The following is a 25,687-nucleotide window of genomic DNA, read 5'->3' on the forward strand; positions in this document are numbered from 1 at the left end:
CACACCCGGGTTTCCCGCCATTCCGCCCGTTCATTGCGGGAACATTGCCGCAGGTGAAACGCAATGGACACCTCTTGACATCCTTTTCGGCGCCCCTCTAGCGTCCCTGCCATGAGCGAGCCGCTGACGACCCCCGGTGAGGGCTTCCACCCCCACCTCCACGACACCCCGGGCCGCCCGGACGCGCCCTTGCGCACCCGCGTGCACCACATCCGTGCGGACGCCCTGGACGGCGACACCGCCCAGACCGGAGGCATGCGCAGGTTCGCCGCCATCAGCGGAAAGACCGTCGGCTCCGAGAAACTGTGGATGGGCCAGACCCACGTGGCCCCCGCGACCTCGTCCTCCGACCACCACCACGGCGAGTCCGAGACCGCGATCCATGTGGTGAGCGGCCACCCCGAGTTCGTCTTCCTCGACGGATCGGGCGACGAACCGGAGGAGGTACGGCTGCGCACCTCGCCCGGCGACTACATCTTCGTCCCCCCGTTCGTCCCGCACCGCGAGGAGAACCCCGACCCCGCCGAGGAGGCCGTGGTCGTCATCGCCCGCAGCACCCAGGAGGCGATCGTCGTCAACCTGCCCAGGCTGTACGCCCTTCCGGCCGACGAGGACTGAGCGGGGCGGTGCCTCTAGCGGGGCACCAGCTCGGCCATTGCGGGGCGGGAGCGACGGGTTGCCGGCCCGAGAACGTGGCGGTCCCGGTCGGTGCTGACGAACCATCAGCGCAGATCCAGACGCATCAGGACCCGGGGATGTCCCGCCAGCACGGACGTGGTGTCGGAGGCGTGGGTGAATCCGGCGCGCTCGAAGTTCTTCCGCAGCCCGGCGTACGCCATCGTCAGGTCGGCCTTGGCGCCGCGGTTGTCGAGGGGATAGGCCTCGATCATCGGCGCGCCGTGGGTGCGGGCGAATTCCACCGCTCCCGTGATCAGGGCGTGCGAGATCCCCTGCTTCCGGTGACCGGGCCGCACGCGGATGCACCACAGCGACCAGACGGGCAGGTCGTCGATGTGCGGAATCCTGCGGCTGCGCGCGAACGTGGTGTCCGCGCGCGGCGCGACCGCGGCCCAGCCGACCGGTTCGTCGCCGTCGTAGGCGAGCACGCCGGGAGGGGGCTCCTTGCGGCACAGCTCGGCCACGTACTCTGCCCGCGCCGGTCCGCGGAGCTCGTTGTTGAGGGCGGACGGGATGCGGTGGCTCAGGCAGAAGCAGACGTTGGCGGCCGGTGACTTCGGGCCGACGAGGGTGCGGACATCGTCGAAGTCCGATGCCGGGCGCACTTCAATGGTCATGACGTCACCCTGACACGGGGAGAGGGAGGCCGTGCCCAGGACGGCTCGCGCGGTGCGTCGATTCCGGTGCGGCGCGCCGGTCCGTGGGGACCGCGGGACAGGCCCGAAGCGGACGTGGCGGATGGCCATATGGCCCGTAACGCGCAGGCGTTGTCCTTCGACAGGGCGGCCGCCGGCTGCGCGTCACGTTCGATGTCACGGAACACATGCGGGACCTGATCTCCCGGCTGCTGTGGAGAGCCTCGTCGCACGAATTAGGCTCCCTACATGACGATCATCGTGCGGACAGCGGCCGAAGACGATCTGCCGGATCTGCTGACCCTCTACAGCGAACTGAACCCCGACGACGCCCCGTTGTCCCGGACGACTGCGGCTGCCGTGTGGGCCGACATGTCGCGGCAGGGCGGACGTACCGTCCTGGTGGCCGATGCCGACGGTGCTGTGGCCGGAACCGCCGACTGCCTCGTGATGCCGAACCTCACCCGCGGCGGACGGGCCATCCTGTTCGTGGAGAACGTCGTGGTGGCCGGCTCCTTCCGGCGTCACGGTGTCGGCCGGCTGCTGATGGACGCCGCCGTCCGGCTGGGCGAGACGGCGGGCTGCTACAAGATCCAGCTGCTGGCGGCGGACGACGCGTACGTCCACACCTTCTACGAAGCATGTGGTTTCAAGGCACTGGCGCAAGGCTTCCGCCGCTACCTCTCCTAGCCCGTTCGTCCCCGTTCCGCGCCGGACGAAATTGGGCTGCGCGCATCATCCGGCCTCCGCATACTGGGCGGACTCCGACTCCCCGGCTCTAAGGACCCCTTCAGCGTGCAGGCCGCCGTCACCGTCACTCCCGCCCAGATCCCCGAACTGCTCCTCGGGCTCGCGACCGTGCGGCCCGTGTTCCTCTGGGGAGCGCCCGGGATCGGGAAGTCGTCGCTCGTACGGAAGTTCGCCGACGCGCTGGGCATGGAGTGCGTCAGCCTCCTGGGAACGCAGCTCGCGCCGGAGGACCTCATCGGTGTCCCGCAGATCCGCGACGGGCGCTCCGTCTTCTGCCCGCCGGAGGCCATCGCCCGCGACGAGCCGTACTGCCTCTTCCTCGACGAGCTCAACGCCGCCACCCCCGACGTCCAGAAGGCCTTCTACTCGCTGATCCTGGACCGGCGGATCGGGTCGTACGAGCTGCCCGCCGGGTCGATCGTCATCGGAGCCGGCAACCGCGCCACCGACAACGCGCTGGCGCGGCCCATCGCCTCCGCGCTCGTCAACCGCCTCACCCACGTCCATCTGCGGGCCTCGGCGGCGGACTGGCTGGTGTGGGCGGGGGAGAACGGCATCCACCCGTGGGTGACGGACTACCTCGTCGACCGGCCCGACCACCTCTGGTCGCAGCCGCCCAAGACCGAGGAGCCGTTCTCCACACCCCGGTCCTGGCACATGCTGTCCGACGCCCTGCACTCCTTCGGGCCGGACATCGACGAGGAGACGCTGAAGGTCGTCGTGCACGGCACGCTGACACCCACCCACGCCGTCTCCTTCTGCGGCTACGCCAAGATCGTGCGCCACACCTTCGGCATCGAGGCGATCCTCAAGGGAGACGCCTCCTGGCCCGCCCGACCGGAGGACCGCGACCTGCTCTACTACCTGGCCGAGGCGTTCCGCGGACGGCTGGTGAAGGAACTGCCGCGGCGCAAGGAACACGTGTCCCCGGCGATGCGGCAGACCTCCTACCGGGCCAAGTCGCTGCTCGTGCAACTGGCCGAGATCTCCGTCGAGGTCGCGCAGACCGTCATCGCGGACGACTCCGACGGCCTGCCGGTGCTGCCCGCCTGGTTCCTCGTCGACGCCGCACGCGACATGCCGAGACTCGTCGAGGCGCGGCGATGACCCCCGCCGCCGGCCGGCGCGGGAACGGCAAGGGAGGGAAGGGTGGCACGGGTGGCACCTCCGACCCGGCCACCGAGGCGTTCGCAGCCGGGCTCGCCATGGCGAAGCGCAACCCCGCCTTCGCCGGCGTCGAGGCATCCGTGTGCAGAAGGACCGGCTGCGATCTGACCCCGGCCGGGGGCCTGGCAGCCGTCACGTCCAACGGCACCCTCCACCTGCACCCCGCCAAGCGGGCGGATCCGGCCGAGTGGGCCTGGGCCCTGGCCCACTGCCTGCTGCATCTGGGCTTCGGACATGTACCGGCCTCCGCGGACGACCCGCGCGAACAGCCCGACCGGTTCGACCTCGCGGCGCGCTGCGTGGTCGTCAACCGCTTCCTGCTCACGCACCCCACCGGGCGTCCGCCCACCGACCTGCCGGACTCCTACCCCGGTGGCGACGAGGAGCAGCTCGCCGCACGCTGGCGCCGTGACGGCATCCCCGCCGCGTACGAGCACTGCGGTACCGCGGGCACGCACCCGGACCAGGTCCTCACCACCTGGCGGACCTGGAACAACTCCGCCGTGCCGGACTGGGAGACGGCCTTCGCCCACGCGCTCACCCGCAGCGTCTCCGCCGCCATGGACGTGGCGGGCGGCCGTCGGGACAGCATCACCGGGGTGCGCGCACCACAACGCCCCTGGGACCGGGCCCTGAACTGGTTCGTCTCCTCCTACCCCCTGCTCGGCGGGATCGCCGCGGGCCTCACCGTCGTGGCCGACGCCGAACTGGCCCGCTCGCAGAACATCGCCGTCGCCGCGGTGAGCCCCGCGGCCGGCGAGATCTACGTCAACCCGCTGCGCACGTTCACCGACGAGGAATGGCGCTTCGTCCTCGCCCACGAGATGCTGCACGCCGCGCTGCGCCACGGTGAACGCCGCGGCAGCCGCGACTCGTTCCTCTTCAACGTCGCCGCGGACTACGTCGTCAACGACTGGCTCGTCCAGATGCGCGTGGGCGACATGCCCGAAGGGCTGCTGTACGACCCCGAACTGCGCGGCCTGTCCGCCGAGGAGGTGTACGACCGTATCGCGGGCGACCTGCGCCTGCGGCGCCGCCTCGCGACGCTCAGGGGCAGGGGCACCGGCGACATCCTCGACGAGCCGCTGCCGCACGCGAAGGCGCGTGCGTACACCGACCTGGACGAGTTCTACCGGCGCGGGCTGGTCCAGGGCTTCGACCTGCACCGGTACGGCGAGCGCGGCCTGCTCCCCGCCGGACTCGTCCAGGAGATCCGGGCCCTGGCCCACCCGCCCGTGCCGTGGGACGCGGAACTCGCCCGCTGGTTCGACGAGTTCGTCCCGCGCCCCGAGCCCGTACGGTCCTACGCGCGGCCGGCACGGCGGCAGGCGTCGACACCGGACATCCCGCGCGCGGGCCGCTGCTTCCCGCCCGAGGAGACGGCCCGCTGCACCTTCGGTGTCGTCCTCGACACCTCCGGCTCGATGAGCACCGTCCTGCTCGGCAAGGCCCTCGGCGCCATCGCCTCGTACGCGGAGGCCCGCGACGTACCGGCGGCGCGCGTCGTCTTCTGCGACGCGGCAGCCTACGACGCCGGCTATCTGCCGCCGTCCGAGATCGCCGGCCGGGTCAGGGTCCGGGGCCGCGGCGGCACCGAACTCCAGCCCGGAGTCGACCTGTTGCGGCGCGCCGACGACTTCCCGCCGACGGCCCCGCTGCTCCTCATCACCGACGGCTGGTGCGACACCCTGCGGATCCGGCGCGAGCACGCCTTCCTCATCCCGCAGGGTGCCTCCCTGCCGTTCACACCCCGCGGGCCGGTCTTCCGGCTCAACTGATCCCGAGAGGGTCCGCCTCAGGCGGTCTCGATGAGCAGATCACCCGCTTCGACCTGCTGTACCCTGCCGATCGCGAGCCGCCGCACCACGCCCGCGGACTGGGCGGTGATCGACGCCTCCATCTTCATCGCCTCGATGGTGGCGACCGTCTGACCGGCCGAGACCGACGCGCCCTCCTCCACCTGAAGCGTCACGACACCGGCGAACGGCGCGGCCACATGGCCCTGATTGCCTCGGTCCGCCTTCTCGGCCGCCTTGACGTCCGTGGCGACGGACCTGTCCCGAACCGACACCGGCCGCAACTGCCCGTTGAGGGTCGCCAGTACGCTGCGGAAGCCGCGCTCGTCGGCCTCGGAGATCGCCTCCAGCTCGATCAGCAGGGTGACACCCGGGTCGAGCGTGACCGTGTGCTCGGTCTCCGTCTCCAGGCCGTACAGGAAGTCCTGCGTCGGCAGCACGGACGTGTCGCCGTACGCCTCCCGGTGGGCGTTGAACTCCTTGGTCGGGCCGGGGAACAGAAGCCGGTTCAGGGTCGCGCGCGGCGACTCCCGCAGACCCTGGAGGTCCTCGTCCGACAGCTGCGGCGCCTGCGCCTTCTCCGGACGGCCCTGCAGCGCACGCGTACGGAACGGCTCCGGCCAGCCACCGGGCGGGTCGCCCAGCTCACCGCGGAGGAACCCGATCACGGAATCCGGTACGTCGAACTTGCCCGGGTCCGACTCGAAGTCCGCCGCCTCGACACCCGCACCCACCAGATGCAGCGCCAGGTCGCCGACGACCTTCGACGACGGCGTCACCTTCACCAGCCGGCCCAGCATGCGGTCCGCCGCGGCGTAACAGTCCTCGATGAGCTCGAACCGGTCGCCGAGGCCGAGCGCGATGGCCTGCTGGCGCAGGTTGGACAGCTGCCCGCCGGGGATCTCGTGGTGGTAGATCCGGCCGGTGGGCGAGGCGAGACCGGACTCGAAGGGGGCGTAGACCTTGCGGGTCGCCTCCCAGTACGGCTCCAGGTCACCGACCGCCTGGAGGGAGAGACCGGTCGCACGCTCCGTGTGGTCGGTTGCCGCCACCAGCGCCGACAGAGGGGGCTGGCTGGTGGTGCCGGCCATGGACGCGACCGCCGCGTCCACCGCGTCCACTCCCGCGTCGATCGCGGCGATCAGCGTGCCGAGCTGTCCGCCCGCCGTGTCGTGGGTGTGCAGGTGCACCGGCAGGTCGAAGCGCTCGCGGAGCGCCGTGACGAGCGTACGGGCGGCCGGCGGCCGCAGCAGCCCGGCCATGTCCTTGATCGCGAGCACGTGGGCGCCCGCATCCACGATCTCCTCGGCCAGACGCAGGTAGTAGTCCAGCGTGTACAGGGTCTCGCCGGGATCCGACAGGTCGGCGGTGTAGCAGAGCGCGACCTCGGCGACCGAGGTCCCGGTGGCACGCACCGCGTCGATGGCCGGGCGCATCTGGGACACGTCGTTGAGGGCGTCGAAGATCCGGAAGATGTCCATCCCCGCGCTCGCGGCCTCGGCGACGAACGCCTCCGTGACCTCGGTGGGGTAGGGCGTGTAGCCGACCGTGTTGCGGCCGCGCAGCAGCATCTGGGTGCAGATGTTGGGCACGGCCTCCCGGATCTTCACCAGCCGCTCCCACGGGTCCTCGGCGAGGAAGCGCAGCGCCACGTCGTAGGTGGCGCCTCCCCAGCATTCGAGGCTCAGCAGCTGCGGTGCGGTCCGGGCCACGTGCGGTGCGACGGCCAGCAGGTCACGGGTCCGTACGCGGGTGGCCAGCAGCGACTGGTGGGCGTCGCGGAACGTCGTGTCGGTCACGGCGACCGCCGACTGGGCGCGCAGCTCGGCGGCGAAGGCCTCCGGACCGAGAGCGGCGAGGCGCTGCCGCGAGCCGGCCGGCGGGGTGCCGGTCGGAAGAACGGGCAGCTTGTCCGCCGGGTCGATCACGGAAGGCCGGGGCCCGTACGGCCGGTTGACGGTCGTCTCGGCGAGATAGCCGAGCATGCGGCTGCCGCGGTCGGCCGACGGGCGGGCCCGGATCAGCTCCGGGTGCTCCTCGATGAAGCTCGTCGTGATGCGCCCGGCCCGGAAGTCCGGCTGGTCCAGCACCGCGCCCAGGAAGGGCAGGTTGGTCGCCACACCGCGGATGCGGAACTCCGCGATGGCCCGGCGTGCCCGGCGGGCCGCGTTGCCGAAGTCGTGCCCGTGACAGGTCAGTTTGACCAGCATCGAGTCGAAGTGGGCGGACACCTCGGCGCCGGTGTGGACCGTGCCGCCGTCCAGCCGGACGCCGGGCCCGCCGGGGGAGCGGTAGGCGGAGATGGTGCCGGTGTCCGGCCGGAAGCCGTTGGCCGGGTCCTCCGTCGTGATGCGGCACTGCATCGCGGTGCCGTTGAGGGTGATGTCGTCCTGGGTGAGGTGCAGTTCGGGCAGCGTCATACCGGCGGCGATGCGCAGCTGCGCGATCACCAGATCGCGCCCGGTGACCTGCTCGGTCACCGTGTGCTCGACCTGGATGCGCGGGTTCATCTCGATGAAGACGTGGTTGCCGCGCTCGTCGACGAGGAATTCGACGGTGCCCGCGTTCACGTAGCCGATGTGCCGCGCGAACGCGACGGCGTCGGCGCAGATCCGGTCCCGCAGGGCCGGGTCGAGGTTCGGGGCGGGCGCGATCTCGACGACCTTCTGGTGGCGGCGCTGCAAGGAGCAGTCCCGCTCGTACAGATGCACGACGTTGCCCGCCGCGTCCGCGAGGATCTGCACCTCGATGTGGCGGGGATTGATCACCGCCTGCTCCAGGAAGACCGTCGCGTCACCGAACGCGGACCTGGCCTCGCGCATCGCCGCGTCGATCGCCTCGCGCAGCTCACCCGGCTCCGCGACCCGGCGCATCCCGCGCCCGCCGCCACCGGCGACCGCCTTCACGAAGACCGGGAAGCCGATGTCACCCGAGGCGGCGACGAGCGCGTCGACGTCCTCCGACGGCTCGGACGACTTCAGCACCGGAACACCGGCCTCCCGGGCGGCCGCGACCGCCCGGGACTTGTTCCCCGTCAGGTTCAGCACCGAGGCCGGCGGCCCCACGAACGTGATCCCGGCCTCGGAGCACGCGGCCGCGAGGTCCGGGTTCTCCGACAGGAATCCGTACCCCGGGTAGACGGCGTCCGCGCCCGCCTTGCGGGCGGCCTTGATCACCTCGTCCACGGAGAGATAGGCCCGCACGGGATGCCCCTGCTCCCCGATCCGGTAGGCCTCGTCGGCCTTGGCCCGGTGCAGGGAGTTGCGGTCCTCGTGCGGATACACGGCCACGGTGGAGATTCCGAGCTCGAACGCCGCACGAAACGCGCGGATCGCGATCTCCCCGCGGTTGGCGACCAATACCTTTTCGAACATCAAACTCCCCAGTCGTGTCACGGGCGCGTGGCCTCAGGACGGGCGATGTCGCACGGGTACGCGTGGCGGCATCCGATGGTCACGTGGCGGGTGGCGAAGTACTCCGTGGCTGTCCGGCCAGGAGCGTTCGACACCGTACCGGAGACCTTCCCAGAGATCGCGGGCGCAAAGGATGGCGTGCGTCACGTGCCGCCGCACCGGCTCGCAGGCGCTTCCGGCCGGGGCCACGATGTGCCCGGCCGGCGTGGAGTGGCGGCGGCTGTCCGCTCCCGACGCGCCGTCAGGGTCCGCCCGTGCCGGAGCGTCGGGAACGCGGCGGAGCGGACGGGAACGCGGCCGCGCGGCCTGTTGGCTGGAGCGGTGCCCCGCCGTCTGGTCTGATGCGGGCATCGGCAGCGCGAAGGCCGCCCCGGCCGCCGGTGTCCGGCGACAGGGGCGGCCACGAAGGAGACGGCCATGGACGGGACGGGATCCGGCGACGAGGGCGAGCGCGTCATGCGCGCCTGGCGGACCATCGGACCGCTGATGGACCTCGTCACCCCCATGGCCCTGCGGGTGGCCGCCACGCTGCGCCTGGCCGACCTGATCGCCGACGGTGCGGGGCAGGGCGGCGAACTCGCCCGCCGCTCCGGCACCGATCCGGACGCGCTCGGCCGGATGATGCGGCACCTGGTGTGCCACGGCGTCTTCACCGAGCCGGAACCGGGCCGCTTCGGGCTCAACGGGACCGCGGAACTGCTGCGTTCGGAGCACCCGGCGGAACTGCGGCTCTCGCTCGACCTCGACGGCTTCGGCGGCACGATGGATCTGGCGTTCACCGGCCTGCTGCACACCGTCCGCACGGGGGAGCCCGCCTGGGAGACGGTCTTCGGCGCCCCGTTCTGGCCCTACCTGGCGGCCCATCCGCGGATGGGCGCCTCCTTCGACGCCACCATGTCCGCCGGCGCCGCGCTGGTGAGGGATGCGGCGGGAGGCTACGACTGGTCCGCGGCCCGGCATGTGACCGACGTCGGCGGGGGACGCGGCGCCCTGCTCGCCGAGTTGCTCGACACCCACCCGGGGCTGCGGGCCACCCTGCTCGACCTGCCGGACACCGCCGCCCGCGGCCGGGAGTTCCTCGCCGCGCGCGGCCTGGCGGACCGGTGCGAGGCCGTCGGGCAGAGCTTCTTCGACCCGCTGCCCGCCGGGTCCGACGTCTACGTACTCAACAAGGTGGTGCACGACTGGGACGACGACCGGGCACGCGCCCTCCTGCGCCGATGCGCGGAGGCGGCAGGCGAGCGCGGCCGGGTCGTCGTCATCGAGGCGCATGGCACCTCCGGCGCGGACCCGGCGCAGTTCGCGGAGATGGACCTGCGCATGCTGGTCTTCGCGGGCGGCCGTGAGCGCGGCATCGACGAGTACGAGGCTCTGGCGTCGGCCGCCGGGCTGCGGGTCGACGACGTCCGCACGACCCCGCTGGACCACGTGATCCTGGACTGCGCCCCGCGCGCGGCGTCCTCCGCCCCGTGACGGGAAGCGGCCGCGGTTGGGCCGGTCCGGACGGCGTACGGCCCTGAGTGCTCCGGGCTCGGCTGCCGATCACGCGCGCCGCGGCGTGCTGACCCGGGACGCGCCGGACGAGCCGGGCACGATCAGGACGAGGAATCCGGGGGCCCGTCGCTCCGGTCTTCCGCCGGTACGGGTGCGGGCGGTCGGTCCACGGTGCTCCCGTCAGGGCGCCGGCCGAACGCGGCCGCGAGGACGCCGGCGAGATCGGCCTCGGGTACGGCGAGGCGCACCTCGGGCAGGACGTCGCGGAACTCCTCGTCGGCAATGGCGCCCAGGTATTCCTGGCGCAGTCCGCGAACGACCTCGACGAGCTCGGGCCGCATCCGCATCCAGGCGCGGGACGTGCGAATCTCCTCGTCGACCTGGTCCATGAACCAGCGTATGACGGCGTACGGGATGTCCACGTGGGGACCGTGGGTGTCGAAGCACACCGTGGGCTCCCGCGTCGGGTCCTCGTCGGGCACGATCGCGGTCACCAGGGTCCGCTGACGGGCGACCAGGTCCAGCTCCAGATACCAGGCATCGTCCGGCACGGAGTACATGACCGTGACCGCGTAGTCGCCGTCGGGGCAGGGCGTGGGCATGGGGGCATGCTGCCAGGTCGGGGCCGCGCGGCCGAGGGGGTTTCGGCGAGGTGGCGCGCCCGGCATGCGCGGTGTCGGTGATTCCCTCAGCCCGTGAGTGCGTACGACGTCCGATGCCCAGGCCGTCCCGGCTTCCCCGGCCGTTTCAGCCGTCTGAGGCGAGGCGGTCCAGCCACTCCTTCAGGAGCTGCTGTTCCGAGGCGCTGAGAGCCGTCTGTTCGGGCAGCGTGGCGCGCAGGGCGCGCGCGGCACCGGCCGGGCCCGCGTGCTGTACTGCCGGTTCCTCGTTGGTCACGGCGGCGACCATGGACTCCCGCAGCGAGGTCAGGAGCGCCGGATCGCGCCGGTCCTCGGGCATCGACAGCCAGGTGAGCACGGCGCCGCGTGCCGTGGCGTGGATGATCATGGCCGCGAGCTCCTCGTCCACACGGAGCCAGCCCCCGGCGGCCAGGCGTCGGACCCGGCCCATCAGTACATCCATGCCGGCCTTGAAGGCCGGCGACTGGGACCCCACGGGCTCGCTGTACATCAGCGTGTACAGGGCGGGGTTGTCCAGACCGAACTCGACCGCCAGATTCCAGCCGTCCCGCAGGTCCTCGATGGGGTCCCGCGGATCGGGGTCGACGTGCTTCGCCGCGAGAAACGTGGCGAAGCCGTGCTCGGCCACCGCTTCGAGCAGCCCGTCCTTGTCGCCGAACAGCCGGTAGATGGCGGGCGGCTGGAGCCCCGCGGCGACCGCGACCGCCCGGGTGGTGACCGCGTCGCGGCCCTCACGGGCCAGCAGGTCTGCCGCGGCCTCGATGACGCGCTGCCGCGGCTGCCGGGGACCCGGCTCCGCGCTGCCGGACCCATCGGCTCGGGCCCCGTCCGTGATCTGTGAGCGTGGTGACATGTATCAACGATACAGCCTTGCTGGTTCCATCGTTAGTATCGGTGTTACGGTTGAAGTGATTCCACTGGAACCACAAAGAGGAGTTCATCATGATCATCGTTACCGGAGCCACCGGACAGCTCGGGGGTCAGATCGTCGAGCGGCTGTTGGCCCGTATGCCGGCGGAGCGGGTCGGTGTCAGCGTCCGCGACCCGCAGAAGGCGCAGGCGCTCGCCGACCGTGGCGTGCGGGTGCGACGCGGCAGCTTCAGCGAGGCCGGGGGACTCGTCGATGCCTTCGAAGGCGCCTCCCAGGTCCTCATCGTGTCCGTCGACGCGATGGGTGAGGAGGCCGTACGGCAGCACCGGGCCGCGATCGACGGAGCCGTCGCCGCGGGTGCCCGCCGCATCCTGTACACCAGCCACATGGGCGCCGACGCCGCTTCGCACTTCCAGGCCTGCCGCGATCATGCGGCCACCGAACAGGCACTGAGTGATTCCGGCGTGCCGTACACCTCGCTGCGCAACGGCTTCTACGCCTCCAGTGCGGTGCAGTTCCTCGGCCACGGCATGGACTCCGGCCAGGTGGTGCTTCCCGCGGACGGTCCGGTCAGCTGGACCGCGCACGCCGACCTGGCGGAGGCGGCCGCCGTGATCCTGGCCGACGAGGGGCGCTTCGAAGGTCCCACGCCTCCGCTGACCGCCGCGCAGGCGCTCACCTTCGCCGACCTTGCCGACCTCGCCACGGCTGTCACGGGTCGCACCATCACCCGGACCACGGCACCCGACGCCCGGTTCCGCGACGAACTGGTGGGCAACGGTGTGCCCGCCGATGCGGCCGATCAGCTGCTGGGCATCTTCGCCGCCGCCCGTGCGGGCGAGTTCTCCGCCGTCGACCCGACCCTCGCCGCCCTGATCGGCCGCGAGCCGACGGGCTTCGCCGAGGTCCTGCGCAAGCACCTGACCGCGGACGGGGTGCGCTGAGCGGAGGTGCGGGGACGGCTGGATGCGGGTCCGGATGCAGTCGCGGTCCGGACCCGTGAGGCCGGTGGGGTGCGACAGGGCGGGAGGTGCCCGAATGGCGGACGCCGATAATGCGCGTTTGCATATAGCCCGCGCATGCAAGTATTGTCTCCAGGGCGGAGCGGCAACCGCACATCCGGCGCCGCGCCGCTTCGACACCACCTCACCCCCCCCACCAGCTTCTGATCGAGGTCACCCCATGAGCATTCGCTCCCTCCTGCCCGGCCGCATCGGCTTCGGCACCGCCCCCCTCGGCAACATGTTCCGCGCCATCCCCGACGACGAGGCCGCCGCCACGGTGCAGGCCGCGTGGGACCAGGGCATCCGGTACTTCGACACCGCACCGCTGTACGGCGCGGGACTCGCTGAGATACGCCTCGGTGACGTCCTCGCACAGCAGCCCCGCGACGAGTTCGTCCTGTCCACCAAGGTCGGACGGGTCATCCTCGACGAGATCGAGGACCCCGCGACTCGCGAACTCGGCGAGAAGGGCGCCCTGTTCGAGCACGGCCGTCCCAACAGGATCGTGAACGACTACAGCGCCGACGCCACCCTGCGCTCCGTCGAGGACAGTCTCAAGCGTCTGAGGACGGACCGGCTCGACATCGTGTGGGTCCACGACGTCGCCCAGGACTTCTACGGCGACGACTGGGTCAGCGTCTACGAGAGCGCCCGCACCGGTGCCTTCCGGGCGCTGACGCGGCTCAGGGACGAGGGCGTGATCAAGGCCTGGGGCCTCGGCGTCAACAAGGTCGAGCCGCTGGAGATGACGCTGGACCTGGACGAGCCGCAGCCCGACGCGTTCCTGCTGGCCGGCCGGTACACGCTCCTGGACCACGAGCGGGCGCTGCAGCGGCTGCTCCCCGCCGCGGCCGCTCAGGACGTCGACATCGTCGTCGGTGGCCCGTACAGCTCCGGCATCCTCGCCGGCGGCAGTCACTTCGAGTACGCCGAGGCGCCGGCCGACATCGTCGACAAGGTCGCCCGTATCAAGGCACTGGCTGAGGAGAACGGCATCGGCATCAAGGCGGCCGCCCTCCAGTTCGTGCTGGCCCACCCCGCCGTTGCCGCGGCCATTCCCGGAGCGACCCGGCCCAGCCGCATCGCCGAGGACCTCGGCGCCCTCGCGCAGGACGTCCCGCACGGCTTCTGGCAGGCCCTCCGTGAGGAGCGGATCATCGACCGGTCCGCGCCCGTTCCCACCAGCTGACCCGCACACACCCACTCCGCAAGGACGCACCATGGCTTCCACCGGCACCACCAACAGCACCAGCACCACCATCACCCTCGACACCCCGCACCCCGCCGACCGGGTCTGGCAGGTCACCGGCGGCTTCGGGTCCCTGCCCGACTGGCTGCCGTACATCACGGACAGCCGGCTCGGCGAAGGCGGACGGCTGCGCACGCTGACGAACGCCGACGGCGGCGTCATCGTCGAACGCCTCGAAGCCTTCGACGAAGCGGACCGCAGCTACCGCTACTCCATCGCCCGCGCGCCGTTTCCCGTCACGGGCTACCTCTCCACCCTGCGGGTCATCGACCGGGGAGCGGACGGGGCCCGGGTGGAATGGTCGGGTACGTTCACGCCGGACGGAGTGAGCGAGAGCGAGGCGAAGGCCCTGTTCGAGGGGATCTACCGGGACGGTCTCGCCGCCTTGGCCGGGACGCTCGACGCCTGAAGGAACACCGCCCGCGCCGCGGGTGCGGCAGTCGGCCGTCCGGTCGCCACCAGCCCCGCGACCGGCCCCGGCCTGGCAACGATCTGTCTCAGCCGGAGCCGCGGTCGCGGACCTTGGCAGACGGAAAGGGCGCGCCGACCCGGCACGCGGACCGGGCAATCCTGCCGGACACGCGGAGTGGCCCTCGTGGCGCCGGCGGGCCGCGCCCGTAGCATCGGTCCATGCGCATGCAGCCGACCGCCTACGCCGTACGCCTGCTGATCTCCGGCTCGGTCGCAGCGGCTCTCCTTGCCGGTTCGGACGCGGCAGCGGCCCCGCCGCCCGTGGCCGTTGCCCCGTCGCCCGCGACCGTCACCGGAGGCCACCACAGTGGGTATGCGGGGCTTCGGCTGCTTGCCGGCCTCTCGGCCGGGCGGCTCGCCACGGCTTTCCAGGTCGCGGCCGCCAAGTGGGGGACCGGCAAGCCCATCGACGATCCTGCCCGTGAGCAGCAGGTCCTCGACACGGCTGCCCGGCAGGCGCGCGCGGCCGGAGCCGATCCGGCGGCGACGGTACGGATCTTCCGGGACCAGATCGAGGCGAACAAGCAGGTGCAGCGCGCGCTGCACCATCGCTGGGACGCCGACCCTTCCCGGGCACCCTCGCGCCGCCCGGACCTCGCAGAGGTGCGCAAGGAGATCAACCGGCTCAACGCCGACCTGGTGGCTGCGATCGCCGACACGGCGACCGTACGAACGGATCGTTCCTGCGGCGGCACGCTGACCGCCGCCGAGACATCCGTACGGATCCATGACCGCCTCGGACACCTCCACGCGAAGGCGCTGAAGCAGGCGTTGCAGTCGGTCTGCGCGCGATCCTCCTTCTCCCACTCGGCTTAGGCGGCTGCCCCGCTTCTTCGAGCCTCGTGCCCACGTCCGGTCTGTGTCCCCGCATATGGCTGCTACGCAAGGCCCGTTGCTCCAGAGTGTCTGCCTATGGTGAGCACCTGGATGACGCGTCGGGTCTGAACGCGGCTGCGCGGCATGCCTGTTGAGGAAGGTGCACCGACGCCGGAGCGGAAACGCGTCGGAGCTGACCGACGGGCTGCCGCACGTTTCCGCGGAGGTCGTCACGTACCGGATGATTCGGTGTCTCCGACGGTCCGGCCGCGATCCTCGTGCGACGTGGCGGCGGCGCGGGTCATCCGTACGTTGGGCAGTCGCCCTCGCCAGAGCTCCCGCTCGCCCGTGGTCCGGAATCCGTGGCGCTCGTAGAAGCGGACCGCGCGCGTGTTGAACTCCGTGACCCACAGGTGCACGGCCGCGTCTCCCGCCCAGGTGAGAAACGCTTCCATCATGCGGCCGCCGAGACCGTGGCCCTGGGCCTCGTCCAGCAGGTACATCGGCCCGAGGGTGACCACGCCGTCCCGGCGGCCGCACACGAACCCGACGATCTCCGTGCCCTCCCGGGCCACGCGGCAGAACATCAGGTCCGGTCGCCGCGCGGCCGCCTCGATGAACTCCCGCCACCGGGCGACACCTTGCGCGGTGGCGGCGGAGCCACGCTGCCGACGGATCCAGGCCTCGTCGATCCCTGCCGCCCTGTCGGAGTAGGTCTGCAGCCATACCCTCAGTTGCAGCGGCCCCAGAGCGGCGGAGTCGTCAGGACGCGGAGCGGTCAGTAGATGCGTCATGGCGGCTACTCCCCATGGTGATCCCGGCTCTACTCCCGATGGTGGTCCCGGATTCGCGAAGCAATCCGCCGGCGCGAGCCACCGTGCCCGTGAAGTGCGGGACGGACTCTAGCCGTGCAGCCAGATCCTCAGCGCACCGATCGGTTCGAAGCCATGGCGGACCGCGGCCGCCATGTCCTCGCCGTGCTCGTAGCCGACGGCCGGCAAGGTCGGGAAGAGCTCGTGAACCGCTCCCAGTACGAGCGGCCAGGCCGCGTCGGGGCCGCCGTCGAGCGCGAAGACATTGGAGATGCCGACCACTTGGTCGCTGCGGCTCGCCACCGCTCCGGCGACGATCCGGCCGTCGGCCGACCGTCCGGCGAGCACGTACGTGGCCGGATCGTCGAGGAGTCCGGGCCGGAAGAGATCCGCGTTACCGTTCCCGTCGTCCCAGGCGACTGCCCAGTCGTGCAAGGAGCCCGGGTCGTCCACGACGTCCAGGGCGAGATCCGACGAGGGTGCGGGCGCATGTGCCGGGCGGTGGATCCACTGTGCCTCGAACAGCACCTGAAACCCGGCCCCTGACAGGTCCACGTCGCCGAAGCTGTCCTTGACGGTGGCGCCGGGCGCGCCCGTATCGATGCGCTCCACCAGTGCGGCGGGATCGGCCCCGGGGACCAGGGTCACCGCGTCCGGGTAGTACAGCGGCGTGCGGGACGGGGCGGCCCAGGACTGTGGTCCGAACTCGCCCGCCATGTCATGGGACCGGCACATGGCCGCGCACCACTCGGCGTTGTTGCGGGCGGCGTGCCCGACCAGGAGTTGCTGCTGTGTTGTCACGAGTGCGGATCATGCTCGGTGCCGGCCTGCTCTGTCGAACGGTTTGCGGGTGCGTGCGCCCGGATCGCGCTTCTTCAGATGTATTCCTTGACAAGAATATTCGTGGTGGAGAATACTGTCCTTATGGACGCACTCCTCACCGCACTGGCCGACCCGGCCCGCTGGCGGCTCGTGAGCCTTCTGGCCGAACGGCCCCGTTCGGTCGGTGTCCTCGCCCAGCTGGCCGAGGCGCGGCAGCCGCAGACGACGAAGCATCTGCAGAACCTTGAGCGCGCCGGCATCGTCACCTCCCGGCGCACCGGCCAGCGCCGCGTCTACGCACTCCGCCCCGGCCCCCTGCGGGATCTGGCGGCTGCGCTCGGCCGGCTGGCCGACGCGGCGGAAGAGGAAGGCGGGTCGCATGCGACCTATGACCGTTACGGCGCCCGCGTCGAAGAGGAGCAGCTGGCCGCGGAGGAGCCGGGGTGGGCCGACGGACGCTCGTTCGCCTTCCTTCGCCCGCTGGCGGGGACCCCCGAGCTCGTCTGGCGCCACCTGACCGACGTTTCGCTGCTGGCGCGCTGGTGGACACCCGACGACCTGCGCGTCTCCGAGCTCGTCTTCGATGTGCGACCGGGTGGGCGGGTCGTCCAGGAGTACCGCGAGGCCGAGGACGTCGACGGATCCGACGTGACAGCCGGGCGCGCGGAGGGCGTCGTCGAGGAGGTGCGCCCCGGGGAGCACCTCGCCTACCGGCTCTCTCCTCTGCTGCCCGACGGCGGCCACGCCTTCACCGCCCATGTCGCCCTGGACCTGAGGTCGACCGACACGGGCACGGACCTTGACGTCCGCTGGCGGATCACCGACAGCGTGGTCGAGTCCGCGGCCTTCGTCGCAGGGATCGAGATCGGCTTCGGCCAGAGCCTCGACAAGCTTGCGGCGAACCTTGCCGCGGATCCGCGGCACTCGCACATCAACGAAATCACCGACATCACCGAAACCACTGAGATCACCGACACCAGGAGTTCGACATGACCGGCTCGACCGACCGCAGAGTGACCGCGAACCTGAGTCTGACCCTCGACGGGCGGTACAGCGGGCCCGGCGGCCCCGCCGACTTCGGGATGATCGCCCCGTACGTGACCACCGACGTCGCACGCAACCACCTCACCCGCATCTGGGAGGAGGCGACGACGGCGGTGCTCGGCCGGGTCAACGCCGAGGGATTCCTGGGGTTCTGGCCCTCGGTCGCCGACGACGAGAACGCCGATCCGCGCGATCGCGGCTACGCGAAGTGGCTGGTGGACGTGGAGAAGGTGGTCTTCTCCACCACGCTCACCGAGGCGCCGTGGGAACGTGCCCGTGTGGTGAACGCCCCGGCCGCGGACGTCATCACCGAACTCAAGGCCACGGGCGAGGGCGAGATCCTCGTCAACAGCAGCGCGAGCGTCATCAAGGCACTGCTCTCGGCCGACCTCGTCGACCGGCTGTACCTCATGATCCTCCCCGAGATCGCCGGGGGCGGACCGCGGCTGTTCGACGACGGACTGCCGGCTTCCAAGTGGACGCTCACCACGCAGGAGACCGGCCGGCTCGGCGAGATGGCCATGGTCTACGACCGGGTCCGCTGAGCCGGTCGCCCCGCGCCGTCCACGGTGCCGGCGTCAACAGGCGGACAACCGGGCCCAGTCGGGAATGAACGCCGGGAACGAACGCCGGGAACGAACGCCGGGAATGAACGCGCAGCCGTCGCGTGTTGACACCGCGGACCGACCCTCCGGGAAGAAGGCAGGCTCCATGATGTCCGCTCCGACCACCATGCGCGCCGTCCGGCTCTCCGCCCCCGGCCCCGTGGACAACCTCCACCTGATCACGCTCCCGCTCCCGCCCGAGAGGGACGGCTGGGTGCGTATCCGGATCGAGGCGTTCGGCCTCAACCGCTCGGAGCTGAAGCTTCGGCTGGGGCTCGGGGTGGGCGTCAGCTTTCCCCGGGTTCCGGGGATCGAGGCCGCCGGAACCGTGGACGCGGCCCCGGCCGGCAGCGGCCTCGCGCCCGGGCAGAAGGTCGTCGCCATGATGGGGGACATGGGGCGCACCTTCGACGGCGGCTACGCCGAGTACACGTCGGTGCCGCTGTCGCAGGTGATCCGGGTCGATACGGACCTGCCGTGGGAGGTGCTGGGGGCGCTGCCGGAGATGGTGCAGACCGCCCACGGCTCGCTCACCGTCGGTCTGGGACTGGAGTCCGGGCAGTCCGTACTGATCCGCGGCGGCACGTCCTCGGTGGGCCTGGCCGCTGCCGCCCTCGCCTCGTGGCGCGGCGCCACCGTCCTGTCGACCACCCGGCAGCCCGGACGTCTGGCTTCGCTGAAGGAGCACGGCGTCGACCACCCGCTGCTCGACACAGGTGAGGTCGCACCCGCGGTGCGCGAGCTGTTCCCGGGCGGCGTCGACACCGCCCTCGATCTCGTCGGCACGCCGACCCTGCCCGACACGTTGCGCGCGGTGCGCGTGCACGGCACGGCCTGCTTCGGCGGCAGCCTCTCCAACCAGTGGACGGTGCGGGACTTCTCCCCGAACGAGTACCTGCCGAAGGGAGTACGCCTGGCCGGCTACTTCGGTGATGCCGCCGATCTGCCCCAGGACGTCTTCCAGGAGATCCTCGACGCGGTGGCGGCCGGCCGGCTGGCCTTCCCCGTGGATCGGGTCTACGACGGTCTGGAGCAGGTGCGGCAGGCACACGACGACATGGAGCACAACCGTGCCACCGGCAAACTCGTCGTCCGCGTCCGGCATTAGGGCCTGCTCGGGCATGGACGTCGTCGGCCTGCTGGAAGCGGCCTCCCTGCTGGTGCCGGAAGGGACGGCCACCGAGAACGACATCACGGTGAACGACGTCTGGGACCACCTCACTCACGATGAGTGGGAAGTGGCTCTCTGCCTGCTGGAGGAACTCGGTGACGGCCGCCCGCTTCCGGTCACCTTCTGGCAGTCCCTCGCCGCGGCCGCCGAGCAGTTGCGGCTGGAGACGAGCGCGGCGTGGTGCCACTGGCGCGGTTACGAGACCCGGCACGGCATCATCCGGGCCGAGCTCACCCTGACGCCCGTCCACGAGTCCCACCGGCGGACGGCCTTCTCCGGGGCCGGTGTCCTCCGGCCGATGTGGGACATCGGCGGCACCACCCCGACGGGCGAACCGGACCTCTGCGTCGCCGCCCTGTGGGCGGAGTCCGTGCCCCTCATGGAGCCCGGCGGACGGGCCACCGTGCGTCTCGCTCCGCTCTCCCCGTCGAGGTGGGGGCGGATCACGCCCGGTCAGGTGATCACCATGCACGAGGACCGGTCCGTGGCCGGAACCGCGGTCGTCCTGGACGTTCGGCGCCCGCCGGAGCCGTAGGGTCCGGCGGCCCCGACGCGTTCGCCGGGGCCGGCAGAACCGTGAGCCCCCGCGGCCGGACGACGCTCGGTCAGGCTCCCGAGGGCCCGCTCCACCCCGTCTGGGCCGCCCAGCGTTCGGCCGCGGCCATCAGCACCTCGGTGGCGGAAGCCTTGATCTGCCCGTAGTCGACGAGGCCGGGCACGCTCATCGCCAGCCGCTGCTTGAACGCGCCCCACGCCCGGCGGGCGAAGTCGTCCGCGCGCAGATAGTCCCGGAACAGCAGGGCGAAGCGGGCGTTGGGCCCGTCGGCATCCCGGAGGTGCACATTGCACCGGCGCGCCCCGGGCGGCGGCGCGAAGACGAGTTTGTGGCACCGCCGTCCGCCGGAGACCTCGATCCGGTTCCAGGCCTCCGGGCGGCACCGGAAGCCGATCGCCGCGAGCAGCGGTACGTCACGTGCCGCGTCGACCGACCTCATCCGCACCTGCACGTCGATGCAGTTCTTGGCCGGCAGGTCCGGAACCGAGGTGGAGCCCACGTGGTCGACGCCGAGCGCGAGACCGCCCAGCGCATCGCGGAGCACCTCGGCGAGGGCCTCGAACTCCTGCGGCCACTGCGGCCGGTACTCGACGACATCGACCTGCGAAGGCTCATCGGGGAACGGCATGGTTCACCACGCTATCCCGTACAGCCCGTCCGCCGACGGAAATTGCCTACCGTTGCCGTCGGCGATGGCGGACACTCGTACCGTGGCTGACATGGGGTTGTTCCGAGATGCGGTCCTTGCCTGGGCGGCGGGTGGCGCCGGTGACCCCGCGCGTGAACTCGCCGCGCGGCTGTCCGTCCGGGCGGCCGTTCTGCTGGAAGGGCCGAGCGACGCCGCAGCGGTCGGCGCGCTCGCCGCCGGTCGCGGGAGGGATCTGGCCGCCGAGGGCGTGTGCGTGCTGCCCATGGGCGGCGCGATGAGCGTGGGACGTTTCGCCCTCCTTCTGGGGCCGGCCGGTCTCGGCCTGCGCCTCACCGGGCTGTGCGACGAGGCGGAGCGGCCGTACTACTCCCGCGCCCTGGAACGGGCCGATGCGGCACAGCAGGAGTTCTTCGTCTGCGCGGCGGACCTGGAGGACGAACTCATCCGTGCGCTGGGCGTGACACGCGTGGAGGAGCTCATCCGGGCGGAGGGCGATCTGCGCGCCCTGCAGACCTTCCTCCGCCAGCCCGCGCAGCGGGGCCGTACCACGCAACAGCAGTTGCGGCGCTTCCTCGGTACGAAGAAGGGGCGCAAGATCCACTACGGTCGGGTCCTCACCGAGGCGCTGGACCCCGATCGCGTACCGGGCCCGCTGGACGCCCTGCTCGCCAGCCTCTGACGACCGCCGGATGATGTCCTGACGGCCGTGACTGCTGTGACCGCCCTGCGGTGCCGCGCGCGTGTCAGCTCTGCCGGGGGAGTGGCGAGGGCGGTCGGAACGGACCGTCCAGGGCGGCCCACTGGAGCAGCATGATGGTCTTCGCGTCGGCGATCGTGCCCTCCCGCACCATGGCGAGCGCGTCGGTGAACGGGAGCTCGACCGTGGTGATGTCCTCGCCCTCCTCGGCGATGCCGGTCGCGTCGGTGGGGTTGTCCGCCGGGTCGTAGGGGGCGGCGTAGAAGTGCAGACGCTCGGTGACGGAGCCCGGGCTCATGAACACGTCGAAGACGTGCTCGGGGGTGCCGATGACGTGTCCCGTCTCCTCGGCCGCCTCGCGGCGGATCGCCTCGTCCGGGCTGTCCCCGTCGAGGAGTCCGGCGGCCGTCTCCAGGAGCATGCCGTCGGTGTGCCCGTTGACGTAGGCGGGGAGGCGGAACTGACGGGTCAGCAGCACGGTGCCGTGGTCGGTGTTGTGCAGCAGGATCGTCGCACCGTCACCGCGGTCGTACGTCTCCCGCTGCTCGCGGCTGACGTGGCCGTCGGTGTGCTCGTAGTCGAAGGTCGTCCTGCGCAGGACGTACCAGTCGCAGGACAGCACCTCCACGTCGTGGATCCGCACGCGCGGGTTGCCGGTCAGGTCGTGGCCGTGCCGGTCGAGGCCCGTACGGCCGCGGCGGTCCGGGGTGTCGACACCGGCGGTCATCGGGCGGCCGGCACGTCGGCGAGGCCGGTGTAGACGCTTTTGCCCTGGTCGTGGGCGCGCGTGACCATCCGGTCCGCGCCCTGCGAGGGGCCGCCGATCCGCAGTACGGCATCGCAGCGGGCCAGCAGCCGTTCGGCGACGGGGTGGAAGATCTCGTCGAACAGCGGGTCGCCGGGCCCGGTGCTGCCCGCGGTGTCCAGGAGCGGCAGGGCCAGGGCCTCGCCGGTGACGGGCAGGTGGCCGGCGCGGAAGAGGGCGAGGGCGGTCCGGTTCATGGCGTGCACGTTGGCTTCGAGCCTGTGCGGGTCGTCGCCGGTGCCCGAGCGGTACGGACCGGCGACCAGGATCATCAGAGGGCGGGGATCGGCGGCCACGACGGCACACTCCTTGGTTCGGGGGAAAGAGGCGGGGCTCAGGCCAGGACCGTCTCGACGCCCGCATCGCGCAGGGCGTCCAGGGTCTGCGGACCGTGGGGGTGGGTGTCGGCGTTCTCGGCCGCGCTGTCGGTGACGAAGTGCTGTGCGGAGTCGAGCGGGGCGACCCGGCTGAAGGCCCGTACGCCGAGCTTGGTCGCGTCCGCCACTGCGATGGTGCGGTCGGCCCGGACCAGGCCTGTCTGCTTGACCGCGGCGTCGTCCAGGGAGAACTCCGACCAGCCGTGCTCGGCGTGGACGCCGCCGATGGACATGACGAAGCAGTCGAAGGCCAGCGCCTCCAGCGTCCGCAGCGCCAGCGGCCCCACGAACGAGCGCTCACCCGGGCGGGAACGGCCGCCCACGACCAGGAGTTCGATCCCCGGCCGGTCGGCCAGGCACACCGCGGCCTGGAGACTCAGCACGGCCACCGTCAATGGGGCCCGGGCCGCCAGGTGCTCGGCCACATGCACCGTCGTCGTGCCCGCGTCCAGCAGCACCCGTGACCCGGGCTCCACCAGTGCGGCGACGGCGCTGCCCAGCCGGTCCTTGGTCGCTGCCTGCCACGGCTCCCGCGCGACGAACCCGGCGTCCTCGGCCCGGGAACGCGTGGCCACTGCGCCGCCGTGCACGCGGCGGACCAGCCCCTGGCCCTCCAGTGCGTCCAGGTCCCTGCGCACGGTCATCTCCGACACGCCCAGGCGCTGGGAGAGCTCCGACACGGACACCCGGTCGGTGCCCTGCACCAGTCGCAGGGTCAGATCCAAACGGTGAGCAACACTCATGCGAGCATTTCTACCACCCTTGCGTGCAAACGAACAACATGATGTTCGAACGAGTGAGTGTGCCGACGAATGGATGTGCAACTGACAGGTTGCACTCGTCTCATTCTCGTGCAACCCTGGAGTTGCAAGTCAAGGGTGACGATGAACGGAGACAGTCATGAGTGAGGACCGGATCGAACGCGAGACCCTCATCTCCGCACCTCTGGAGCGGGTCTGGTCACTGGTGGCCCAGCCCGGGTTCTGGGTGGCCGACAAGGCGAGCCTGCCGGGCACCGTGGCCAGAGAGGGGGAGTCGATGGTGGCCAAGAACGCCGAGCACGGCGACTTCCCCGTGCGGGTGGAGAAGGTCGAGCCTCCGACGTACCTGGCGTACCGGTGGACCAGTGCGTTCCCGGGGGAGGAGCTGCACGAGAGCAACAGCACGCTCGTCGAGTTCACGCTGACCCCGGAGGGCGAGCAGACGCGGCTGCGCGTCGTCGAGAGCGGGTTCGCGGAACTGGCCGGCTCCGAGGAGCTGCGCAGCCAGAACTTCAAGGACCACAGCGGCGGCTGGCCCCTGGAGCTCGGTGCGCTCAAGTCGCGCGCCGAACAGCCCGCCGCGTGACGGAAGACCGCCACGGCGAGGCCGTCGACAGCGTCCTCACCGCGCTCGCCGACCCGACGCGACGGCAGTTGCTGGATCAGCTCGCCGCCCGTGGCGAGGCCACCGCGACGACGCTCGCCGAGCGGCTTCCCGTCTCCCGGCAAGCGGTCGTCAAACACCTCGCCGTACTGGACGCCGCCGGGCTGGTCGCCGGTACCCGGGTGGGGCGCGAGGTGCGGTACGCGGTGAGGCCCGCGGCGCTCGACGCGACGGCGCGGTGGATGGCCTCGCTCGCGGCCGACTGGGACCTCCGTCTTGCCACCATCAAGCGCGTGGCAGAGGCGGCGGAGCGGGAAGCGCACCCGCCGCGGTCCGACGGGGGCGCGGTCTGACCGCATGCGACCGCGGGGCGGGCCTCTCGCCCGTCCCGCGGTCGCCGTCGCTGCCGGCAGGTGCCTGAGGCGGGCGCTCCGCCAAATCGGAGGAGATCATTCCGGATAGCCTGAGGCCAGGGGCCGGCCGCCGGTGAGGAGTGCGCAGTGGGGATGAACGAGCGATCGCCGGTCGACACGGAGTCGGCCGATCCCGATGCCGGGTGGCTCGCGACCGTGATGCACGTGGCGTTCTTCGTCCTCCTGTGTTCGTCGCTCACCCGGTACCTGCTCGTCCACCCCGGAACCCCGGCGACACCTTGGGTGATCGCCCTCGCCGTAGTGCTGTCCCTGCTGTACGTACTCGGCCCCGTTCTGGGACCGAAGGAAGCTCCCGCGCCGGGGACGGCGATCAGGGACGCCCGGCTCTGGCTGGCGGGCGTGATCGGGGTCTGGCTCACCCTCGTGATCCTCGCTCCGAGCTTCGCGATGTGTGCGGTGCCGCTCTTCTACACCGCGATGCGTTCCCTGCGTACGCGATCCGCGATCGTCCTCGTCGCACTGATCACGGTCTTCGTCGTGGTCGCGCAGGTCAAACTGCGTCTGCGTTTCGGCTTCGACCCCAACCTGATGCTCGGCCCGCCGGCGGTCGCCGCCCTGGCGACGGCGGTGTTCCTCCATGCCCAGCGGCAGGCGGCCCGGCTGCAGGCCGTCATCGCCGACCTGATCCGTACCCGCCGGGAACTGGCCGCCACCGAACGCCGCGAGGGCACCCTCGCCGAACGCCAGCGGCTCTCCATGGAGATCCACGACACCCTGGCCCAGGGCCTGTCGAGTCAGCAGATGCTGCTCCAGGCCGCCGAACGGCTCTGGGACAGCGACCCCGGAACCGCGCGCCGCCACGCGCGCACGGCGGCCTCCATCGCCGAACACAACCTCGCCGAGGCCCGCCGCTTCGTCCATGACCTCGCCCCTGCCGACCTGGCCGGCGGCGGCAGCCTCGACGGCGCGCTGCGCGCCCTGGCCGGCCGGGAGTCGTCGGACACCCTCCCCGTCCGCTTCCACCAGGACGGCGCCGCCGTCACCGACCTCCCCGAGCGGGTGCAGGCCGCGCTGCTGCGGATCGCACAGGGCGCCCTGGCCAACATCCGGGAACACGCCGGCGCCCGTTCCGCCGCCCTGACCCTGACCTACCTCGACGACCAGGTGGTCCTGGACATCGCCGACGACGGGCGGGGATTCGACCCGGTCGAGAGGCCGGGCGGCGTACGAGGCCACGGTCTGCCCGCGATGCGGGTCCGGGCCGAGCAACTCGGCGGCACCCTGACCATCGAGTCCGCCCCGGGCGAGGGCACCGTGCTCTCCGCCGCGATCCCGCTCACGCCTCCCCACGACGCGTAGAACAGCAGCCGGACTTCGGGCGTCGGCACCTGCCCTCCGTGCTGCCGGGGCGTGGACGGGAGCGTG

At 71.6% G+C, this 25,687-nt stretch carries 27 protein-coding genes; 17 read left to right on the plus strand and 10 right to left on the minus strand.

All coding sequences use genetic code 11. The features are described 5' to 3' along the window. Window positions 1–111: 111 nt before the first annotated feature. A complete protein-coding gene (locus OG521_37250; GenBank protein ID WUW26111.1) occupies window positions 112–618 on the plus strand; it encodes a cupin domain-containing protein in 507 nt (168 codons plus the stop codon). A gap of 104 nt (window positions 619–722) precedes the next feature. Here the strand turns inward: OG521_37250 and OG521_37255 are convergent, their stop codons facing one another. Further along, on the minus strand, window positions 723–1,295 hold the full coding sequence (locus OG521_37255; GenBank protein WUW26112.1) for a GNAT family N-acetyltransferase: 573 nt from the start codon (window positions 1,293–1,295) through the stop codon (window positions 723–725). A gap of 267 nt (window positions 1,296–1,562) precedes the next feature. Between OG521_37255 and OG521_37260 the strand changes: the two genes are divergently transcribed. From OG521_37260 to OG521_37270, 3 genes are all read left to right on the plus strand, one after another. Continuing rightward, window positions 1,563–2,003, plus strand: a complete 441-nt coding sequence (locus tag OG521_37260) for a GNAT family N-acetyltransferase (GenBank protein WUW26113.1) — start codon at window positions 1,563–1,565, stop codon at window positions 2,001–2,003. 105 nt (window positions 2,004–2,108) lie between these two features. Then, window positions 2,109–3,170 carry a MoxR family ATPase gene (locus OG521_37265; protein ID WUW26114.1) on the plus strand — a complete coding sequence of 354 codons (1,062 nt, stop codon included), beginning with the start codon at window positions 2,109–2,111 and terminating at the stop codon, window positions 3,168–3,170. Beyond that, window positions 3,167–5,008 carry a hypothetical protein gene (locus OG521_37270; GenBank protein ID WUW26115.1) on the plus strand — a complete coding sequence of 614 codons (1,842 nt, stop codon included), beginning with the start codon at window positions 3,167–3,169 and terminating at the stop codon, window positions 5,006–5,008. The genes OG521_37265 and OG521_37270 overlap by 4 nt, the downstream gene beginning before the upstream one ends. A gap of 17 nt (window positions 5,009–5,025) precedes the next feature. Here the strand turns inward: OG521_37270 and OG521_37275 are convergent, their stop codons facing one another. Continuing rightward, complete coding sequence (locus OG521_37275; protein WUW26116.1) at window positions 5,026–8,400, minus strand: pyruvate carboxylase; 3,375 nt, start codon at window positions 8,398–8,400, stop codon at window positions 5,026–5,028. Window positions 8,401–8,856: 456 nt separating this feature from the next. On the opposite strand from OG521_37275, the gene OG521_37280 reads away from it, so the two are divergent. After that, a complete protein-coding gene (locus OG521_37280) occupies window positions 8,857–9,912 on the plus strand; it encodes a methyltransferase (protein ID WUW26117.1) in 1,056 nt (351 codons plus the stop codon). A 122-nt stretch (window positions 9,913–10,034) separates the two neighbouring features. On the opposite strand, the gene OG521_37285 is transcribed toward OG521_37280, so the two are convergent. Together OG521_37285 and OG521_37290 are read right to left on the minus strand one after the other, a co-directional pair. After that, the gene (locus tag OG521_37285) at window positions 10,035–10,535 is read right to left on the minus strand and encodes a hypothetical protein (GenBank protein WUW26118.1); all 501 of its coding nucleotides are present in this window, start codon (window positions 10,533–10,535) and stop codon (window positions 10,035–10,037) included. Window positions 10,536–10,680: 145 nt separating this feature from the next. Continuing rightward, window positions 10,681–11,427 carry a TetR/AcrR family transcriptional regulator gene (locus OG521_37290; protein WUW26119.1) on the minus strand — a complete coding sequence of 249 codons (747 nt, stop codon included), beginning with the start codon at window positions 11,425–11,427 and terminating at the stop codon, window positions 10,681–10,683. A gap of 89 nt (window positions 11,428–11,516) precedes the next feature. On the opposite strand from OG521_37290, the gene OG521_37295 reads away from it, so the two are divergent. The 4 genes from OG521_37295 to aroQ all read left to right on the plus strand — a co-directional run bounded on the left by OG521_37295 (window position 11,517) and on the right by aroQ (window position 14,985). Beyond that, entirely contained in the window at window positions 11,517–12,389 is an 873-nt protein-coding gene (locus tag OG521_37295; protein WUW26120.1) for an NAD(P)H-binding protein, read from the plus strand. A 238-nt stretch (window positions 12,390–12,627) separates the two neighbouring features. After that, complete coding sequence (locus tag OG521_37300) at window positions 12,628–13,638, plus strand: aldo/keto reductase (protein ID WUW26121.1); 1,011 nt, start codon at window positions 12,628–12,630, stop codon at window positions 13,636–13,638. A gap of 31 nt (window positions 13,639–13,669) precedes the next feature. Next, window positions 13,670–14,107: an SRPBCC family protein gene (locus OG521_37305; protein WUW26122.1), complete on the plus strand. Its 438-nt coding sequence runs from the start codon at window positions 13,670–13,672 to the stop codon at window positions 14,105–14,107. A gap of 227 nt (window positions 14,108–14,334) precedes the next feature. Further along, a complete protein-coding gene (gene aroQ, locus OG521_37310; protein WUW26926.1) occupies window positions 14,335–14,985 on the plus strand; it encodes a gamma subclass chorismate mutase AroQ in 651 nt (216 codons plus the stop codon). A 230-nt stretch (window positions 14,986–15,215) separates the two neighbouring features. Here the strand turns inward: aroQ and OG521_37315 are convergent, their stop codons facing one another. Then, a complete protein-coding gene (locus OG521_37315; protein ID WUW26123.1) occupies window positions 15,216–15,779 on the minus strand; it encodes a GNAT family N-acetyltransferase in 564 nt (187 codons plus the stop codon). Between the two features lie 108 nt (window positions 15,780–15,887). After that, window positions 15,888–16,598 (minus strand): hypothetical protein, encoded by a 711-nt coding sequence (locus OG521_37320; protein ID WUW26124.1) that lies wholly within the window; start codon window positions 16,596–16,598, stop codon window positions 15,888–15,890. Between the two features lie 123 nt (window positions 16,599–16,721). Here OG521_37320 and OG521_37325 point away from each other — a divergent pair, with 123 nt between their 5' ends. From OG521_37325 to OG521_37340, 4 genes are all read left to right on the plus strand, one after another. Continuing rightward, the gene (locus OG521_37325) at window positions 16,722–17,612 is read left to right on the plus strand and encodes a metalloregulator ArsR/SmtB family transcription factor (protein ID WUW26125.1); all 891 of its coding nucleotides are present in this window, start codon (window positions 16,722–16,724) and stop codon (window positions 17,610–17,612) included. Beyond that, window positions 17,609–18,208: a dihydrofolate reductase family protein gene (locus tag OG521_37330; protein ID WUW26126.1), complete on the plus strand. Its 600-nt coding sequence runs from the start codon at window positions 17,609–17,611 to the stop codon at window positions 18,206–18,208. The genes OG521_37325 and OG521_37330 overlap by 4 nt, the downstream gene beginning before the upstream one ends. 166 nt (window positions 18,209–18,374) lie before the next feature. Then, the gene (locus OG521_37335; GenBank protein WUW26127.1) at window positions 18,375–19,376 is read left to right on the plus strand and encodes a zinc-binding dehydrogenase; all 1,002 of its coding nucleotides are present in this window, start codon (window positions 18,375–18,377) and stop codon (window positions 19,374–19,376) included. A gap of 13 nt (window positions 19,377–19,389) precedes the next feature. Then, window positions 19,390–19,974 (plus strand): hypothetical protein, encoded by a 585-nt coding sequence (locus tag OG521_37340; GenBank protein ID WUW26128.1) that lies wholly within the window; start codon window positions 19,390–19,392, stop codon window positions 19,972–19,974. Between the two features lie 70 nt (window positions 19,975–20,044). Here OG521_37340 and OG521_37345 read toward each other — a convergent pair whose 3' ends face one another. Next, window positions 20,045–20,623: a GrpB family protein gene (locus OG521_37345; protein ID WUW26129.1), complete on the minus strand. Its 579-nt coding sequence runs from the start codon at window positions 20,621–20,623 to the stop codon at window positions 20,045–20,047. Between the two features lie 82 nt (window positions 20,624–20,705). On the opposite strand from OG521_37345, the gene OG521_37350 reads away from it, so the two are divergent. Beyond that, entirely contained in the window at window positions 20,706–21,323 is a 618-nt protein-coding gene (locus tag OG521_37350; GenBank protein ID WUW26130.1) for an ATP-dependent endonuclease, read from the plus strand. Between the two features lie 64 nt (window positions 21,324–21,387). Here the strand turns inward: OG521_37350 and OG521_37355 are convergent, their stop codons facing one another. From OG521_37355 to OG521_37365, 3 genes are all read right to left on the minus strand, one after another. Beyond that, window positions 21,388–22,068, minus strand: coding sequence for an NUDIX domain-containing protein (locus OG521_37355; protein ID WUW26131.1), 681 nt, complete (start codon window positions 22,066–22,068; stop codon window positions 21,388–21,390). Beyond that, window positions 22,065–22,418 (minus strand): DUF4406 domain-containing protein, encoded by a 354-nt coding sequence (locus OG521_37360; GenBank protein ID WUW26927.1) that lies wholly within the window; start codon window positions 22,416–22,418, stop codon window positions 22,065–22,067. Before OG521_37360 ends, OG521_37355 begins: the two co-directional genes overlap by 4 nt. Before the next feature lie 62 nt (window positions 22,419–22,480). Then, entirely contained in the window at window positions 22,481–23,266 is a 786-nt protein-coding gene (locus tag OG521_37365; protein ID WUW26132.1) for a DeoR/GlpR family DNA-binding transcription regulator, read from the minus strand. Between the two features lie 157 nt (window positions 23,267–23,423). Here OG521_37365 and OG521_37370 point away from each other — a divergent pair, with 157 nt between their 5' ends. The 3 genes from OG521_37370 to OG521_37380 all read left to right on the plus strand — a co-directional run bounded on the left by OG521_37370 (window position 23,424) and on the right by OG521_37380 (window position 25,621). Further along, window positions 23,424–23,870, plus strand: coding sequence for an SRPBCC domain-containing protein (locus tag OG521_37370; GenBank protein WUW26133.1), 447 nt, complete (start codon window positions 23,424–23,426; stop codon window positions 23,868–23,870). Beyond that, window positions 23,867–24,241, plus strand: coding sequence for a metalloregulator ArsR/SmtB family transcription factor (locus tag OG521_37375; protein ID WUW26134.1), 375 nt, complete (start codon window positions 23,867–23,869; stop codon window positions 24,239–24,241). The genes OG521_37370 and OG521_37375 overlap by 4 nt, the downstream gene beginning before the upstream one ends. A 153-nt stretch (window positions 24,242–24,394) precedes the next feature. After that, complete coding sequence (locus tag OG521_37380) at window positions 24,395–25,621, plus strand: sensor histidine kinase (GenBank protein WUW26135.1); 1,227 nt, start codon at window positions 24,395–24,397, stop codon at window positions 25,619–25,621. Window positions 25,622–25,687 lie beyond the last annotated feature (66 nt).

This window comes from Streptomyces sp. NBC_01463 (genome assembly GCA_036227345.1).
Lineage (GTDB): Bacteria > Actinomycetota > Actinomycetes > Streptomycetales > Streptomycetaceae > Streptomyces.